Below are 14,696 nucleotides of genomic sequence, written 5' to 3'. Positions count from 1 at the left end.
GCTCAGCCCGCGAGTTCCGGCTCCTGGGGGAGGGACTGCTCGGCCCAGATCGTCTTGCCGGATTGCCGGTATCGGCTGCCCCAGCGCTGGGTGAGTTGGGCGACGAGGAACAGTCCGCGGCCGCCTTCGTCGGTGGTGCGGGCCCGGCGGAGGCGGGGTTGGGTGTTGCTGCCGTCGGAGACTTCGCAGACCAGGACGTTGCCGCGGATCAGCCGCAGGGTGACGGGGCCGTCGCCGCCGTAGCGGAGCGCGTTGGTGACCAGTTCGCTGACGACGAGTTCGGTGGTGAAGGCGAGTTCGTCCAGTCCCCATGTGGTGAGTTGTCGCACCGCCAGGTCGCGGGCCCGCCCGACACAGGCGGGGTCGGCGGGCAACTCCCACGCGGTGCTGTCCTCGTCGGTCAGCGGGTTCACCCGGGCCAGCAGCAGTGTGGCGTCGTCGTCGCGTGGCTCGTGGGCCGGCGCGTCGAGCAGGTCGCGGGCGACGTCGGCCAAGTCCCGGTGCGCGACATCGGCTTGCTCGATCCGGTCGAGCAGCCTGCGCATGCCGCCGTCGAGGTCGTGGTCGGGGCCGGTGACCAGGCCGTCGCTGTACAGTACCAGGACGCTTCCCGGCTCCAGGGCGATGTCGGTGAGCTCGAACGGCATACCGCCGACGCCGAGCGGCGGTCCGGGCTCCAGTTCGACGTACCGCGCGGGTCCGTCCGGGCCGATGACGGCGGGTGGCGGGTGCCCGGCGGAGGCCATGCGGCAACGGCCGGAGACCGGATCGTACTCGGCATACAGGCAGGTCGCCCCCGCGATCGCCACCGAGGCTCCGGGCTCGCCGGGGAGCCGCTGGATCAGGTCGTCGACATGGGTCAGCAGCTCGTCCGGCGGCAGATCCAAATCGGCGAGGGCCTGTACGGCGGTGCGCAGGCGTCCCATCGTGCCGCTCGCCGCCAGGCCGTGGCCCACCACGTCGCCGACGACGAGGGCCAGCCGCAGGGAGGACAGCGGGATCGCGTCGTACCAGTCGCCGCCGACGCCCGCGGCGGACGCGGTCGGCAGGTATGCGCCGAACGTCTCGGCGGCCGGCGCGCCGGTGCTCGCTCCGGCCAGGAGGCTGTGCTGAAGGGCCAGCGCGACGCGGCGTTCACGGGTGTATCGGCGGGCGTTGTCCACGCTCAGGGCGGCGCGCGAGGCGACCTCCTCCAGCAGTCGGGCGTCGTCCTCGTCGAAGGCATCCGGGCGCTCGGTGCGCCACAACTGCACTGCGCCGAGCATGTGGCCGCGGGCGAACAGCGGCACCGCCAGGATGCTGTGACCGCCTGCGGGCAGGAGCCGGCGGAGAGTGTCGGGATCCTGCCCCGACCCTGCCACCACTCGCGGTTTCAGCCACGTTGCCCCGCGCTCGAGGGTCAGGGCCTCCGGCCTGCCCGGCGGGACCGGGGGTGTCTGCCCGACCTGCACGAGGTCGGCCGGCCACGCCGCGCCGCCCTGTGCGACCGCGGCCCGGACCGCGGGCGTGTAGCCGGTCGCCGGATCCCGCACGGGCTCGTCGCCGTTCAGGACCGCCCGGGCGAGGTCCACGGCGGCCAGGTCCGCCCAGCGTGGCACGAGCAGGTCGACCAGTTGCTGCGCGGTTTCCGTGACGTCCAGGGACGCGCCGATGGTCGCTGCCGCTTCGTGTACGAGGGCGGCTCGTGACTCGGCGCGCACCTGGTCGGTCACGTCGTAGAGAGTCATCAGAAGTCCGCGCGGCGGATCGTCACGCGGGGGGACGCGGAAGATCGCGAGCCTCAGATGCAGCGTGCCGCGGCCCGGCGTATGGGCGGCGAGCGGTTGTGGGCCGATGACGGGGGCGTCGGCCGTCAGCGCCCGCCGGAGCAGCGCCGGGGCATCGTCGACGCCGAGGGCGGTCAGCAGGGTGTCCGCGTGGTCGCCGATCCGGACCGGAGCGTGCCGGAAGAGTGCCGCGTCGGCGTTCGCGGCGATCACACGCAGATCGGCGTCGAGGACCACGAGCCCGATCGACTCCTGGGTGAACACGGAGGCGGCCAGCTGCTCCGCCCACTCGGGGGGCAGCCCGAGCCCCGCGACGAGTCGGTGCTGTTCGTGCATGCTCGGACCGCTTTCAGTACCCCGGAAACCGGCGGGTGCTCTTCCAGTGTCGCCCCCGTGGTCCGAACGAGCAGGTGAAGCCGATCCGCCGCGGCGGGTACGCGCTCCGGAACCGGGGCCCGCCCGCCCCCGGGCGGTCGTGGACGGTACGACCAGTGAGTGGACGGACCGATGTCGGACGTCTCCCCCGGATCGGTAGGCTGACGACATGCCCGTCCCCACGCGCCGATCCTCCGATTCCGCAGGCCGCTCCTCGGCCCCGGACCTTCGTGCCCAGCAGAAGCGGTACACACGGCAACGACTGATCGCGGCCGCGGCCGGTCTGTTCGAGGCGAAGGGCTACGAGGCCACGACCGTCGACGACATCGTCGCCGAGGCGGGAGCCGCCCGGGCCACGTTCTACCTGCACTTCACCGGGAAGGGCGACATCGTCGCCGAGCTGGCCGACCGCATCTGGGCGGACACGGCCGCGATGTTCGCCGCGTTCGGCGAACTGCCCGACTGGTCGCACGCGAGCATCCGGGCGTGGCTGGGCACGTACGTCACGCGGGGCGAGGAGAACCGGCAGGCGCTGCGGATCTTCGCCGAGCAACTGCCGCACGCGTTGCGCGACCAGCACCAGGAGCACGTCAAGGAGTTCGTCGCCCTGCTCACCCGGCCGCCCGAGCGCTGGGCACACTTCTCCAAGCCGGAGGCCAGGCGGCGCGCCTACCTGCTGATCACGCAGTTGGAGACGTTCATGCCCTCGTGGATGGCGGGCCGCTGGAGCCGGGAACGCTCCGCCATCCTCGACACGCTGACCAGTATCTGGCGCAACACCCTCGAGGCCGACCACCACGATCCCCTCGCGGACGTCGACCGTCCGACTGCGCGGGGGTGACCCACGCCGGTCGCCGGCCGATCGGGACCGGAGCCCTTCGAGTACCGGAAGTCGTCGGCCCCGCGTCGGCCGCGATCAGCTCCCGGCCGACTGCGACGAGCTGCCCGAGCAGGACGAGTCGACGGCGGAGTCGGACCTGGCCGCGCGACGCCGCGTCAGGCCGTTCGCATCCCTTGCGGGACACGTGACGCGCAGGATCCGTGCCTGGCCGGCCGACGTCCCGCCCCGGGCTCCGACGCCGCACGCCGGGCTCGTTCGTGGGTCCGGCTCCCGACCTACCCCGGGTGTCCGCCGGCTGCGTTCGTGATGTCCGCGAGCAGTTCGGTGGGCAGATCCTCCAGCGCGGCGGCGTTGGCGGCGATCTGCTCGGCCGAGGTGGCGCCGACCAGCACGGAGGCGACGGTCGGCTGGGCGACCAGCCAGGACAGGGCCAGGCCGGTCATGGTGCGCCCGGTGTTCTCGGCCAGTGCCCGCAGTCGCTCGACGACGGCGAAGTTCGCGTCGGTGGCTATGGTGGCGAAGTAGGGCAGGGTCGCCAGCCGCGATCCCTCGGGAAAGTCCTCGTCCTGCCGGTACTTGCCGGTGAGCAGCCCCGAGGCCAGGGGGAAGTACGGGATGACCCCGACCCCGAAGTGCGCGGCCGCGGGTACCGATTCGTGCTCCGCGGCACGCGAGAGCAGGTTCCACTCCATCTGGACCGCGGCGAAGCCGACCGTGCCGCGGGCGCGCGAGGTGTGCACGGCGTCGGCCAGTTGCCAGGCGGCGAGGTTGGAGGCGGCGGCATAGCGGATCTTGCCGGCGCGCACCAGGTCGTCCAGAGCCGTCAGGGTCTCCTCGATCGGCGTCTGCGGATCGGGGTAGTGCTGGTAGTACAGGTCGATGTGGTCGGTGCCCAACCGACGCAGGCCGGCTTCGCAGGCGCGGATCACGTGTCGCCGGGACGACCTGCCACCGTACGGGCCGGGGGCGACTGCCCCGCCGAACTTCGTGGCGAGCACCACGTCGTCGCGGCGGGTGCCGAGGGCTTTGCCGAGGATCTCCTCGGAGCGTCCGCCTGCGTAGATGTCGGCGGTGTCGAACAGCGTGATGCCGCAGTCCAGAGCGGCGTCGACGACGCGTGAGGCTGCCGCCTGGTCGATGCGCATGCCGAAGTTGTTGCAGCCGAGCCCGAGGGTGGACACCTTGAGGCCGGTCCGACCGATGGTTGCGTAGTGCATGAAGGCTCCTTGGATGAAGGCCCGAGACGTCGGACGCCCATCACATTATGTGTAACGTATACGCGAAACCAAATGGCGAGCAGGATTGTCATCTTGTGTGCGTCATCATAACTATGATAGCCATGATGTGACGCTGTATCAGATCTCGACCCATCAGATCTCGACCGGGCCAACGCCCCCTACGGACGAGGAGTTTCGGCATGGCCGCACCCGAGGACAATCCCGTCTCGCGGCGCATCACTCACGTGGAACTGCTGCACCGTCCCGGCGAGCGCGCGCAGGCTCGGCGGCTGCTCGAACTGCTGGGGTGTCGTGTCCTGGACCGGGGAGGTCACTTCTTCAGCGCCTTCGTCGAACCCGGGGTGACCGACTACCGGAACAACGTCCTGTACGCGTCCGAGGTGACCCCCCAGCAGTGGGCCTTCGAACAGCAACTGGCCGCCGAGGCCGCCGCCGGGCCGCTCGCCCGAGCACGGTCGGCCTGGAGCGCGCACATGCGGGCGCATCCCCAGTACACGTACCACTTCGGACTGCGGCTGCCGTCCGAGGAGGCACTGGACGCGGCCCTGGCGCGGATCGAGGCGGCCGGTCGCGAGGGCGGCGAACTCGCGGGCCGCGTCGAGGTGGTGGCGGTATTCCGCCCCGGTGACCCCGACGCCGCGACCGACACGATGGTCCAGGCGTTCGTCCGCACCGACGTCGTGGTATGCGGCCTGGTCAGCCTCGGGCAACACATCGAACTCCAATGGCATCTGCCCCCCGCGACCTGACCGCCGCGACCGCTCCGATCGTGGCCACCGCCACTCGAAGGGATCCACCATGTACGACCTCGCAGGAAAGGTCGCGCTCGTCACAGGCGCGGCGCAGGGGCAGGGGGCCGCGGAGGCGCGCCTGTTCGTCGCCTGCGGTGCGTCGGTGATGCTCGCCGACGTCCTCGTCGAGCAAGGCGCCGCGTTGGCCGACGAGTTGGGCGACAAGGCCGCCTTCGTGCGGCTCGACGTGTGCGACGAGCGAGCCTGGGCGACGGCGGTGGAAGCGACCGTGTCCCGGTTCGGCGGTATCGACGTCCTGGTCAACAACGCGGCGGCGATGCGACTCGTCGCGCTGGAGGACGAGACGGCCGACGACTTCCGCCGCATCCTCGACGTCAACCTGGTCGGCCCCTTCCTCGGCATCCGGGCCGTGGCGCCGCACATGCGCGCGGCGGGCGGCGGGTCGATCGTCAACATCGCCTCTGCCAGTGGCGTGCAGGCGCAGGCCTGGGCGTCCGCGTACTCCGCGTCCAAGTGGGGCGTGCGCGGCCTGACCCGCACCGCCGCGCTCGAACTCGGCGAGGCGGGGATCCGGGTCAACGCCATCGTGCCCGGAGCCATCCACACCGCGATGCTGCCGGGCGACCGCAGCGGCTCGGGACAGGACACCCGGTTCGCCCGACTGCCGCTGGGTCGCGCCGGCGAACCCGACGAGATCGCCCACATGGCCGCGTTCCTCGCCTCGCCCGGCGCCTCGTACGCCACCGGCGCCGACTTCACCGTCGACGGCGGACTCCTCGCCGGTCCGCCCGCGGCACCGCGCCCCGCCGCCCCGATGACCTTCCACTGAACCCGCACCCACCACCCGAAGGGCAATCCCATGAGTGAGCAACAGCGCGTCGTCTACGCGAGCGCCGTCTACGACCAGGACGAAGTCGACGCCGTCATGGCGGTGCTGACACAGGGTCAGAACGGCCTGCGGATCGGCCCGAACGTCGCCGAGATGGAACGCCGGGTGGCCGACCTGTTCGGCAAGCGCCACGGCGTGATGGTCAGTTCCGGCTCCGCCGCGCTGTTCCTGGCCCTGGAGATCCTCGACCTGCCGGTCGGCTCCGAGGTGATCACGTCGCCGCTGACGTTCTCCACCGACCTGTCCTGCCTGCTGCGCGCGGGCATGGTGCCGGTCTTCGTGGACGTCGAGCCCGACACCTTCCAGATCGACGTCGCCGGGATCGAGGACATGATCTGCGACAGGACCCGCGCGATCCTCGTGCCGAACCTCGCCGGCAACGCGCCCGACTGGGACGCCATCCGCGCCATCGCCGACCGACACGACCTCAAGGTGATCGAGGACTCCTGCGACGCGGTCGGCGCGACCCTGCGCGGCACGCCCACCGGCGCGCGCTCCGACATCTCGGTCACCAGTTTCTCGCTGTCGCACATCATCACCGCGGCGGGCAGCGGCGGCATGGTCATGCTCGACGACGACGCCCTGCGCGATCGCTGCCTGACCCTGCGCGGCTGGGGCCGGCGCTCCGAGGCACAGCTGTTCGGCTCCAAGGCCGGTTCCCGGGACTTCTGGACCGATCTGGACGGCATCAGCTACGACAACATGTTCATCTTCGACGAGGCCGGGTGGAACTTCCTGCCCACCGAACTGTGCGCGGCGTTCGGCGTCCAGCAGGTCAAGAAGCTCGACCGCAACTACGAACGCCGGCAGCACAACTTCACCCGATTCTCCGAAGTGCTGCGCCGCCACCCGAAGCACTTCACGCCGCCCCGGCAGACGGATGAGCTGAACACGGCGTGGCTGTCGTACTGCTTCCTGGTCAAGCCGGACGCCGGGTTCGCCCGCAGCGACCTGCAGCAGTACCTGGAGGGACACGGCATCGACACCCGCGTGGTGTGGACCGGCAACGCCGCCCGCCAGCCGTTCATGAAGAACGCGACGTTCCGGCAGCCCGCGGACGGGCTTCCGGGCGCCGACGAGGTGATGGAGTACGGGATGCTGATCTCCTGCAACCACGGCCTCACCGACGACATGATCGACCACGTCGCGGCCCGGATCGACGCGTTCATCCAACAGCTCGACGCACGTTCCTGAGTCCACGCCCGGCCGCGCGAGACCATGGGAATGCGCGCGGCCGGGCGTGGTGACGTCAATCGGTGGTGAGGGCCTTGCGCAGAGCCGCGCACACCTCGTCGAGTGCCCGCGAGCAGGCCGGGACGGCGGCGAAGTACGACAGGAAGCCGTGCAACATGCCGGGATAGGGACGGAAGTCCACCTCGACGCCGGCTTTCGCCAAGGCGACGGCGTAGGCCTCGAAGTCGTCACGACCGTGGTCGTAGCCGGGCGCGACGATGATCGCCGGGGGCAGGCCGGACAGGTCGCTCGCGTGCACGGGCGACAGGTACGGGTCGCGCGGGTCGTGCCCGGCCGTGTACGCGGCCCACATGGAACGGGCGGTTTCCGCGCTCACCATGGGCGCGTGGGCCATCTCGGTCCAACTGGCGCGCTGTGACACCGCGTCCAGACCGGGGTATGCGAGCAGTTGGTGGCGAAACGTCGGCCCGCCGCGGTCGCGGGCCGCCAGGCAGGTGACGGTCGCCAGATTGGCGCCGGCACTGTCCCCGCCCACGGCCACGCGCGTGGGGTCGCCGCCGATGTCGGCGGCGTGCTCGGCGACCCACGACGCGGCTGCGTAGAAGTCCTCCAGCCCCGCGGGGTAGGGGTTCTCGGGCGCCAGGCGGTAGTCGACGGACACGACGAGTACCTCGGCCCGGTTGGCGATCTCCCGGCACAACGCGTCGTGGGTGTCGATGTCGCACATGCACCATCCCCCGCCGTGGCCGAATACGAGCACGGGCAACGGGGTCGCGGGGGAAGGCGTATAGACGCGTACGGGGACGCCCCCGTCCGGGCCGGGCAGGGTGCGGCCCTCGACACGATGGACCTCGGACCTCGTTTGGCGGGCGGAGGCGACCCTCGCGTGTTCCCGGATCGCTCGGACGCTCTCCGCGGTGACGGGAGGCATGGTGGGAACGCCGACCATGACGGCCGCCAACTCGGCGGGAAGCAGCGGATAATCGTTCGGATCGAAAGTCATGACCTACCTTGGGGATGTACACGGCGACGGATGTGCGGGTCGGCGCATGCCTCCGGCTGTGGCGGGGGCATCGCGGCCGGTGAACAGGTGATCGGGGGCGTCAAAGCGCACGGCGGCCGCCGCCCGGTGGTGTCGGATCGGCGTAGCGCTCCCGAAGGTCTCGCTTGAGGACCTTGCCGCTCGGGTTCTTGGGCAACGACCGTGTCAGCACGACGGTTTTCGGAACCTTGAACCCGGCCAGGGTCGATGCGCAGTGTCCGATCAGTTCCTCGCCGGTGATGGCGGCGCCCGGACGCGGGACGACGGCCGCGGTCACCGCCTCGACCCAGTACGGATGCGGCACGCCGAAGACGGCGGCCTCGACCACGTCGGGATGCATGTGCAGGACCTCCTCGACCTCGCGGCTGGAAACGTTCTCGCCGCCGGTGTTGACCATGTCCTTCTTGCGGTCGACGACGTAGAGGTAACCGTCCTCGTCGAAGCGGCCCAGGTCACCGCTGTGGAACCAGCCGCCCCGAAACGCCTGCGCGGTGCGCTCGGGGTCGTTCCAGTAGCCGTACATGGTGTGCGGGCCGCGGTGGACGATCTCGCCCACCCGACCGGCCGGCACCGGGTTGTCGTCCTCGTCGACGACGCGGGTCTCGACGTTGAGGCCGGGGCGCCCCGCGGAACCGGCTTTGCGCCGTTGGTCGGCCGGCCCCAGCACGGTCGCCACCGGGGACATCTCGGTCTGGCCGTAGAAGTTGTACAGCCCCAACCCCGGCAGCCGACGACCGAGTTCGGCCGGCACCTCCACCGGCATGGCGGCCGCCCCGTAGTAGCCCTTGCGCAGGGTGGACAGGTCGCGGCCGGCGAAGTCGGGGTGGCGCAGCAGGGATATCCATACCGTGGGCGGGGCGAAGAACTTGGTGGCGCGCTCGCGCTCGATCGTCTCCAGCACCCTGCCGGGCTCCGGTCCCGGCAGGACGATCGAGGTGGCACCGAGGTGGACGTTCGGCGTGAGGAAGCAGTGCAACTGCGCGCAGTGGTAGAACGGCAACGCGTGGATCTCGACGTCGTCGCGGGACATGCCGCCGTCGACGATCGCGGTCGTGTACTGCGCCATCAGGTTGCGCGTGGTCATGACGGCGCCCTTGGGCCGTGACTCGGTTCCCGAGGTGTACATGATCTGCACGGGATCGTCGTCGTCGATCCGTGCCTGAAACTCGTCGCCCCGTTCCTTGTCGAGGTCGTCCAGCCGGACCCAGCCGTGATGGTCCGTGTCGCCGATCACCACCCGCAGCGGTGCGCTGGGCGTGCCGAGCCGCAGCGCTTCGCGCGCGGTGTTCAGCACGTCGTCGCCGGCGATGATGCCGACCGCGCCGGAGTGTTCGAGTACGTAGGCGACCTCTGCGGGGGTGAGCATGAAGTTCACCGGTACCGAGACGGCGCCCACGCGGGCGAGGGCGAAGTAGGCCACGACGAAGCCGTGGCTGTTGCGGGACAGGACGACGACCCGGTCGCCCTTGGTGATGCCGCGGTCGGCGAGGGCTCCGGCGGTGCGGTGTACCTGGGCGTCGAGTTCGGCGTACGTCCGGCGCGATTCCCCCGCGACGACAGCGGTCTTGTCCGGGTCTCGGGCGGCGCTTCGCGCGAGCAGATCGGCGATGCCGTGGCGGCGCGCCCGCGTCACGTCGGCGGGCAGAGGGCGCTCGATGGTCATGACGGTGCTCCGGTCGAGGATTCTTGTGGTTGCGGAGGCCGCGTCGTCACCTCGCGGGTCGCCGCCGCCGCGAGGTGACGGTGGGGGACCGGACTGCGTCCGCCCCGAGAGGGGGCGGGGCGGGCTCGGGCGGGCCGGGCAGGGTCAGGTGAGGAGGTATTCGTTCTCCTGCGGCGCGCGGGTCATCCACCAGTAGTCGACCAGGCGCCAGGGATTGGAGACGACCACGCGGCCGGAGCTGTTGCGGTAGTAGCCGCGGACGGAGGAGTGGCTCCAGACCAGGCCGTCCAGGGCTCGGTCGACGGTTTCGTTGTAGGCGTCGTGGGCCTGTTCGGTGGGTTCGATGGCGGTCGCGCCGCGGGCGTGCATGAGTCCCAGGCAGCCGAGGATGTAGTTGACCTGTGTCTCGCTGATGATGTTGACGCCGGCGCCGTGGTTCGGGCCGGAATTGGGGCCGCCGATGACGAAGAAGTTCGGGAACCCGGGCACGGTGACCCCGCGCAGGGCGCGGGGGTCCTCCTCGCCCCAGACGTCGCGCAGGGCGACGTTGTCGCGGCCGGTGATGTCGATGCCGTCGAGCATGGGCAGGAGGTGGTACCCGGTGGCCAGGACGACGACGTCGACCTCGACGACCTCGCCGTCGGCGGTGGCCAGGCCCTCGGCGGTGGCGTGGGTGATCGCCGAGGTCTCCAGGCGGACGTGGTCGCGGCGCAGCATGCGGTACCAGTCGCAGTCGCGCAGGATCCGCTTGCCGAACGGCGGATAGGCCGGGACGGCCTTCGCGAGGAGGTCGGGTCGGCCGTCGAGTTCCTCGCGGGCGTAGGCGAGGAGCCACTGGCGGGCGTCCTCGTTGGCCTGGGACACCGATTCGGTCATCGTCCAGTCGGGGTCCACGACCACGCGGGGGTAGTTGCCGTCGGCGGTGATCCAGTAGGTGAGGGTGCGGAACCATTCGGCGTAGAACGGCACGTGCCGCATGGCCCAGCGGGCGCCGTCGGGGACGACGAGGCTGTCGGCGCGGCGCGGCATGATCCATGAGGGCTGACGCTGGAAGACGGTCAGCTCACGGACTCGGTCCACGACGGCGGGGCCGAGCTGCATGGCGCTGGCGCCGGTGCCGATCAGGGCGACGCGTTTGCCGGTGAGGTCGACGTCGGGGTCCCAGGCGGCGGTGTGGATCACCGGACCTGCGAACTTCTCCAGGCCGGGGAAAACGGGGTGCATCGGGGCCTGGAAGAAGCCGATGGCGCTGATGACGGCGTCGGCCTGCTCCGTGTGTTCGACACCGTCCGGTCCGCGGCTGGTGACGGTCCAGCGGCGGGTGGTCTCGTCGTAGCGGGCGCCGGTGACCTCGGTGTCGAAGGTGGTGTTCTCGCGCAGGCCGTGGGCGTCGGCGCAGGCGCGCAGGTAGTCCCATACCACCCGGCCGTTGGAGTAGTACTCCGGCCAGTCGGGGTTGATCTCGAAGGAGAAGGAGTAGAAGTGGCTGGGGGTGTCGACCCCGATCCCCGGATAGCGGTTGACCAGCCACGTTCCGCCGACGTCCGCGTTGCGGTCGTAGACGCGGTAGCTGTAACCGGCCTCGGCGAGCTTGATGGCCGCGCACATGCCGCTGAGTCCGGCACCGATGATCACCGCGTGGAAGCCGTTCGGCGGGATCGCGCGGACCTCGGCGGGGACGGCCTCGCGAGCGCTGAAACCGCCCTGCTCGCGCAGCAACGGCAGGAACTCGGCGTCGACCGGCTCGCCGACGCAGACGGAGGCCATGCGTTGGAACAACTCGTCGGGCAGCGGCCGATCGGCCTGCGGCGGGGCGGGACGGGTCAGCGCCTCGGCGAGCAGGTCACGGGCACGGGCGGCAAGGTCCGCCTTCTCGGCCTCATGGGTCGTCGGCGCGACGGCCGGGGCGAGTTCCTCCAGGAGCGGTGCGTCGTGGGTGAGCTGGATCAACGACATCAACACGATGCGCGGGTCGGCCTGTTCCAACTGCCGCCGGACCTCGGCCCGATCGGTCCGCGGCAGGGGCAGAGCCGCGGCGCGAGGGCGCGGATACGCGGCTTCGACGGTGGGCGTGGGCATGGGGGCCTCCGGGAGCGTGGTGCCTCGATCTGGCCTGCCGGATCCGGGAACCACATCCCGCCGACTGGCCAAAGAGGATGGTCAGTAGACACTCTGTCCAGCGAGCATGATGCCTACCCGGGCGACAACTGTCCAGAGCCGGCGCCGAACACCGGACCGTCCGAGGCCCAAATTTGTGTACTGATCTCTCGAAATTCATCGGTCGACCCGGCGCAATCGCCGAACCGCCGACGCGGGCGTGCCTGCGTCGGCGGTTCGGCGAACTGTCGCTGCATGGTCGTCGGAGCCGGGCCGACGTTGCGTGGGCGGATCCTCGATCAATGAACCTCGGGCTCCGCGCCCCCGGTGGCGGGGGTGCGGCCGGCGCGCATGACCACGGCCAGCACGGTGCCGACCAGCGCCGCCGCGGCCGGCACCCACAGGGCGGTGGTCCATCCGGAGTCGGTGTACACCTGGGGTATGTCGGTGGTGACCGTGCCCTGCCCGGTGGGGGAGGGCGACGTCATGCGGAAGGTGTGCGCGGACAGCACGGCCGTCGCGACGGCGGTGCCCAGGGCCGCGCCGAACGACTGCGCGACGGCGAGCATGCCGGCCCCGATACCCGACGACTCCTTCGGCACGGCCTCGACGATGAGGTTGTTGGCGGCCGCGTAGTACAGGCCCAGCCCGACGCCGTAGATCGACATCACGAGCATCACCGCGATCCACGAGCCGTGGAAGCCCGCCAGCAACGCCATCGACAGGGTCAGGACGGCCATGGCGGCGACGAGTGGGGCACGCAGGCCGGACCGTTGTCCCCACCATCCGCCGAGCGGGCCGGCGGCCATACCGGTCAGCGACATGCCGATGGTGATGTGGACGGCGTATCCGAGCAGGCTCAGGCCCAGGGCGTACTTCATCCCGCCCTCGAACGTGATGACCTGACGCATCATCTCGACCGGTGCCTGCGCCTGCGCCGCGGCTCCGGCGAGGATTCGATCCTTGATCTCGCCGGCGTCGGTCTGTGCCATGTACGGAACGGCGAAGCCCGCGCCGCCGATCACGACGTTCGCCAGGAACCCGATCGCCAGGACGATCGAGACCTTGGGAGCCCGCAGCAGCTTCGGATCCATCATCGGCGCCGGCGTCCGCGTCTCCCAGACCCAGAAGACGACCAGAACCGCCAGGCCGGCGAGCAGATAGCCCCAGGCGGACGATCTGCCCCACCCCCAGGCCTGACCGTTGCTCAGGTACACCAATACGAGCGCGGCGCCCGCGCCGATCAGGACCGCCCCGACCCAGTCGAGCTCCTGTCGGGATCGAACCTTGCTCTCGGGCACCAGCCACACCATGAGGGGGATGAGCACCAGCATGTAGACGACCAGGAACCAGAACAGCGACCGCCAACTGTAGGTCTCCGTCAGGGCCCCGCCCACGAGCGGGGACAGCACACCGGACAAGCCGAAGCCGGTCGCCAGCGCGCCGATCGCGATGGGTACGTATCGGCGGGGCACCAGGTCGCGGAGCAGGCCCACCGCGATGGCGGTCAGGGCGAAGCAACTCGCCTGCAGGGCCCGGCCGACCAGGAACAGCGTCCAGTCGTCCGTCGTCGCGCACAGCAGGGACCCGGCGAGGAAGGAGACGCTGCCCGCCAGCATGACGCGACGCTTGCCGTACAAGTCGGCGAGATTGCTCACGATCGGCGTCGTCGCGCCGCCGACCAGGCCCAGGATGATGATCATCCAAGTGAGGTTGTCCCCGACCTCCGGCCAGGTGTGGCCCACCTTCTGGACCGCGGGCGCGATCATGGCGTACTGCAGGGGCACCACCTCGGCGAACATGATGACGACCGCCACGATCGCGACGACGCGCCCTGGCGAGGCGCCGTCGAGTCGGCCGGTGTCGACCTCGGTTTCGTGTCCGACTTCTTTGGCGGGAGGCTCGGCCTCGGCCCGAGTGGTCATGGGGAATTCCTTTCGCGCGGTGGTTCGCCTCCCGGGACGTGGGCGCACACAGCGCAACACCGAGGGAGGGACGCGGTTACGAGGGCGTGTGACCCGAGCGCGCCGACCGTCGCGAACACGGGAGGTGCTGCGGTCGGGACGCCGGGATGTCGCTCACCCGGCCGCGAAGGCTCGTGGGTGGCAGGCCATTCTGACGGTCCATGTCCGCGGAGTCCAGAGCGTCATCCGAGGGAAGACGACGGACGACGGCTTCCTCGGGAGGCCCCCTTGTTGCGCCCCGCGAATTCGCGTAGCTTCGACGCATAATCTTGGGCGCGTCGGTGGGCACAGCCTGGACCCCGGCTGTCGCGCTCCGATGCGACCGCACGTGAGAGCGGGAGCAATCGCACCATGACGCACGTCGAGTTGTCCGTGCAGGACCGCCTGGAAATCGCCGAACTGCCCGCGCGTTTCTGTCACCATTCCGACTACGCCGAATACGACGACCTGGTCGCCCTGTTCACCCCCGATGTGGTGACCACCCTGGTGGGTGTCGGGGAGTACCGCGGCGTCGAGGCACAAGTCCGCCACGCCCGCGACACCCAGACCTGGACCGGCGGCCACGTGTGGCACACGGTGGCGAACCTCTGGACGGAGCCCACCGCCGGCGGGGCCGCGGTGCACTACTACCTCGCCGGCATGCTGCGCACCGGCGCCGAGGGCGGCGTCAGCGTGAACACCACCGGCCGTTTCGTCGACCACGTCGTCCGTACCGACGCAGGTTGGCGAATCAACCGGAGGGAGTTCACCATGGACCACCCCCAGACACCGCCCGACCTCGCGGCGCCCGAAGGCGCGGCCGGACCCTGAACCCGCGGACTACGCCGGCCCGCGGCCGACGCCGGGGCCGCCGACCGGCCGGGATACGCGTCCTG

The 14,696-nt window shown here is 70.7% G+C and carries 11 protein-coding genes; 5 read left to right on the top strand and 6 right to left on the bottom strand.

Annotated features, from left to right (window positions below; all coding sequences use genetic code 11):
• Positions 1–2 precede the first annotated feature (2 nt).
• On the bottom strand, positions 3–2,102 hold the full coding sequence (locus OG948_RS38590; RefSeq protein WP_331769640.1) for a SpoIIE family protein phosphatase: 2,100 nt from the start codon (positions 2,100–2,102) through the stop codon (positions 3–5).
• A gap of 208 nt (positions 2,103–2,310) precedes the next feature.
• Here OG948_RS38590 and OG948_RS38585 point away from each other — a divergent pair, with 208 nt between their 5' ends.
• Positions 2,311–2,982: a helix-turn-helix domain-containing protein gene (locus OG948_RS38585; RefSeq protein ID WP_331769639.1), complete on the top strand. Its 672-nt coding sequence runs from the start codon at positions 2,311–2,313 to the stop codon at positions 2,980–2,982.
• A 275-nt stretch (positions 2,983–3,257) separates the two neighbouring features.
• On the opposite strand, the gene OG948_RS38580 is transcribed toward OG948_RS38585, so the two are convergent.
• Positions 3,258–4,199: an aldo/keto reductase gene (locus OG948_RS38580; protein WP_331769638.1), complete on the bottom strand. Its 942-nt coding sequence runs from the start codon at positions 4,197–4,199 to the stop codon at positions 3,258–3,260.
• A 200-nt stretch (positions 4,200–4,399) separates the two neighbouring features.
• On the opposite strand from OG948_RS38580, the gene OG948_RS38575 reads away from it, so the two are divergent.
• Genes OG948_RS38575 through OG948_RS38565 form a run of 3 tightly spaced genes read left to right on the top strand, consistent with a single transcriptional unit; the run spans position 4,400 to position 7,055 of the window.
• Complete coding sequence (locus OG948_RS38575; protein ID WP_331769637.1) at positions 4,400–4,969, top strand: hypothetical protein; 570 nt, start codon at positions 4,400–4,402, stop codon at positions 4,967–4,969.
• Positions 4,970–5,018: 49 nt separating this feature from the next.
• Entirely contained in the window at positions 5,019–5,801 is a 783-nt protein-coding gene (locus OG948_RS38570) for a glucose 1-dehydrogenase (protein WP_331769636.1), read from the top strand.
• A gap of 30 nt (positions 5,802–5,831) precedes the next feature.
• A complete protein-coding gene (locus OG948_RS38565) occupies positions 5,832–7,055 on the top strand; it encodes a DegT/DnrJ/EryC1/StrS family aminotransferase (protein WP_331769635.1) in 1,224 nt (407 codons plus the stop codon).
• A 55-nt stretch (positions 7,056–7,110) separates the two neighbouring features.
• Here OG948_RS38565 and OG948_RS38560 read toward each other — a convergent pair whose 3' ends face one another.
• The 4 genes from OG948_RS38560 to OG948_RS38545 form a co-directional block, all read right to left on the bottom strand.
• Positions 7,111–8,058 (bottom strand): alpha/beta hydrolase, encoded by a 948-nt coding sequence (locus tag OG948_RS38560; protein WP_331769634.1) that lies wholly within the window; start codon positions 8,056–8,058, stop codon positions 7,111–7,113.
• Between the two features lie 100 nt (positions 8,059–8,158).
• Complete coding sequence (locus OG948_RS38555) at positions 8,159–9,760, bottom strand: fatty acyl-CoA synthetase (RefSeq protein WP_331769633.1); 1,602 nt, start codon at positions 9,758–9,760, stop codon at positions 8,159–8,161.
• Between the two features lie 144 nt (positions 9,761–9,904).
• Positions 9,905–11,839, bottom strand: a complete 1,935-nt coding sequence (locus tag OG948_RS38550) for an NAD(P)/FAD-dependent oxidoreductase (RefSeq protein ID WP_331769632.1) — start codon at positions 11,837–11,839, stop codon at positions 9,905–9,907.
• Positions 11,840–12,156: 317 nt separating this feature from the next.
• Positions 12,157–13,782, bottom strand: coding sequence for an MFS transporter (locus tag OG948_RS38545; RefSeq protein WP_331769631.1), 1,626 nt, complete (start codon positions 13,780–13,782; stop codon positions 12,157–12,159).
• Positions 13,783–14,172: 390 nt separating this feature from the next.
• On the opposite strand from OG948_RS38545, the gene OG948_RS38540 reads away from it, so the two are divergent.
• Positions 14,173–14,631, top strand: a complete 459-nt coding sequence (locus OG948_RS38540) for a nuclear transport factor 2 family protein (protein ID WP_331769630.1) — start codon at positions 14,173–14,175, stop codon at positions 14,629–14,631.
• The last annotated feature ends 65 nt before the right edge of the window (positions 14,632–14,696 follow it).

The sequence above is a fragment of the Embleya sp. NBC_00888 genome, assembly GCF_045207655.1.
In the GTDB taxonomy this organism is placed as follows: Bacteria; Actinomycetota; Actinomycetes; order Streptomycetales; family Streptomycetaceae; genus Embleya.
The sequence above is the reverse complement of the archived record's forward strand: the minus strand, read 5'-3'. Positions and strand labels throughout refer to the sequence as shown.

Coding starts and splice junctions, on each gene's coding strand:
- OG948_RS38555 (WP_331769633.1), bottom strand. CDS start 9,760: ATGACCATCGAGCGCCCTCTGCCCGCCGACGTGACGCGGGCGCGCCGC.
- OG948_RS38540 (WP_331769630.1), top strand. CDS start 14,173: ATGACGCACGTCGAGTTGTCCGTGCAGGACCGCCTGGAAATCGCCGAA.
- OG948_RS38560 (WP_331769634.1), bottom strand. CDS start 8,058: ATGACTTTCGATCCGAACGATTATCCGCTGCTTCCCGCCGAGTTGGCG.
- OG948_RS38565 (WP_331769635.1), top strand. CDS start 5,832: ATGAGTGAGCAACAGCGCGTCGTCTACGCGAGCGCCGTCTACGACCAG.
- OG948_RS38570 (WP_331769636.1), top strand. CDS start 5,019: ATGTACGACCTCGCAGGAAAGGTCGCGCTCGTCACAGGCGCGGCGCAG.
- OG948_RS38590 (WP_331769640.1), bottom strand. CDS start 2,102: ATGCACGAACAGCACCGACTCGTCGCGGGGCTCGGGCTGCCCCCCGAG.
- OG948_RS38550 (WP_331769632.1), bottom strand. CDS start 11,839: ATGCCCACGCCCACCGTCGAAGCCGCGTATCCGCGCCCTCGCGCCGCG.
- OG948_RS38575 (WP_331769637.1), top strand. CDS start 4,400: ATGGCCGCACCCGAGGACAATCCCGTCTCGCGGCGCATCACTCACGTG.
- OG948_RS38545 (WP_331769631.1), bottom strand. CDS start 13,782: ATGACCACTCGGGCCGAGGCCGAGCCTCCCGCCAAAGAAGTCGGACAC.
- OG948_RS38580 (WP_331769638.1), bottom strand. CDS start 4,199: ATGCACTACGCAACCATCGGTCGGACCGGCCTCAAGGTGTCCACCCTC.
- OG948_RS38585 (WP_331769639.1), top strand. CDS start 2,311: ATGCCCGTCCCCACGCGCCGATCCTCCGATTCCGCAGGCCGCTCCTCG.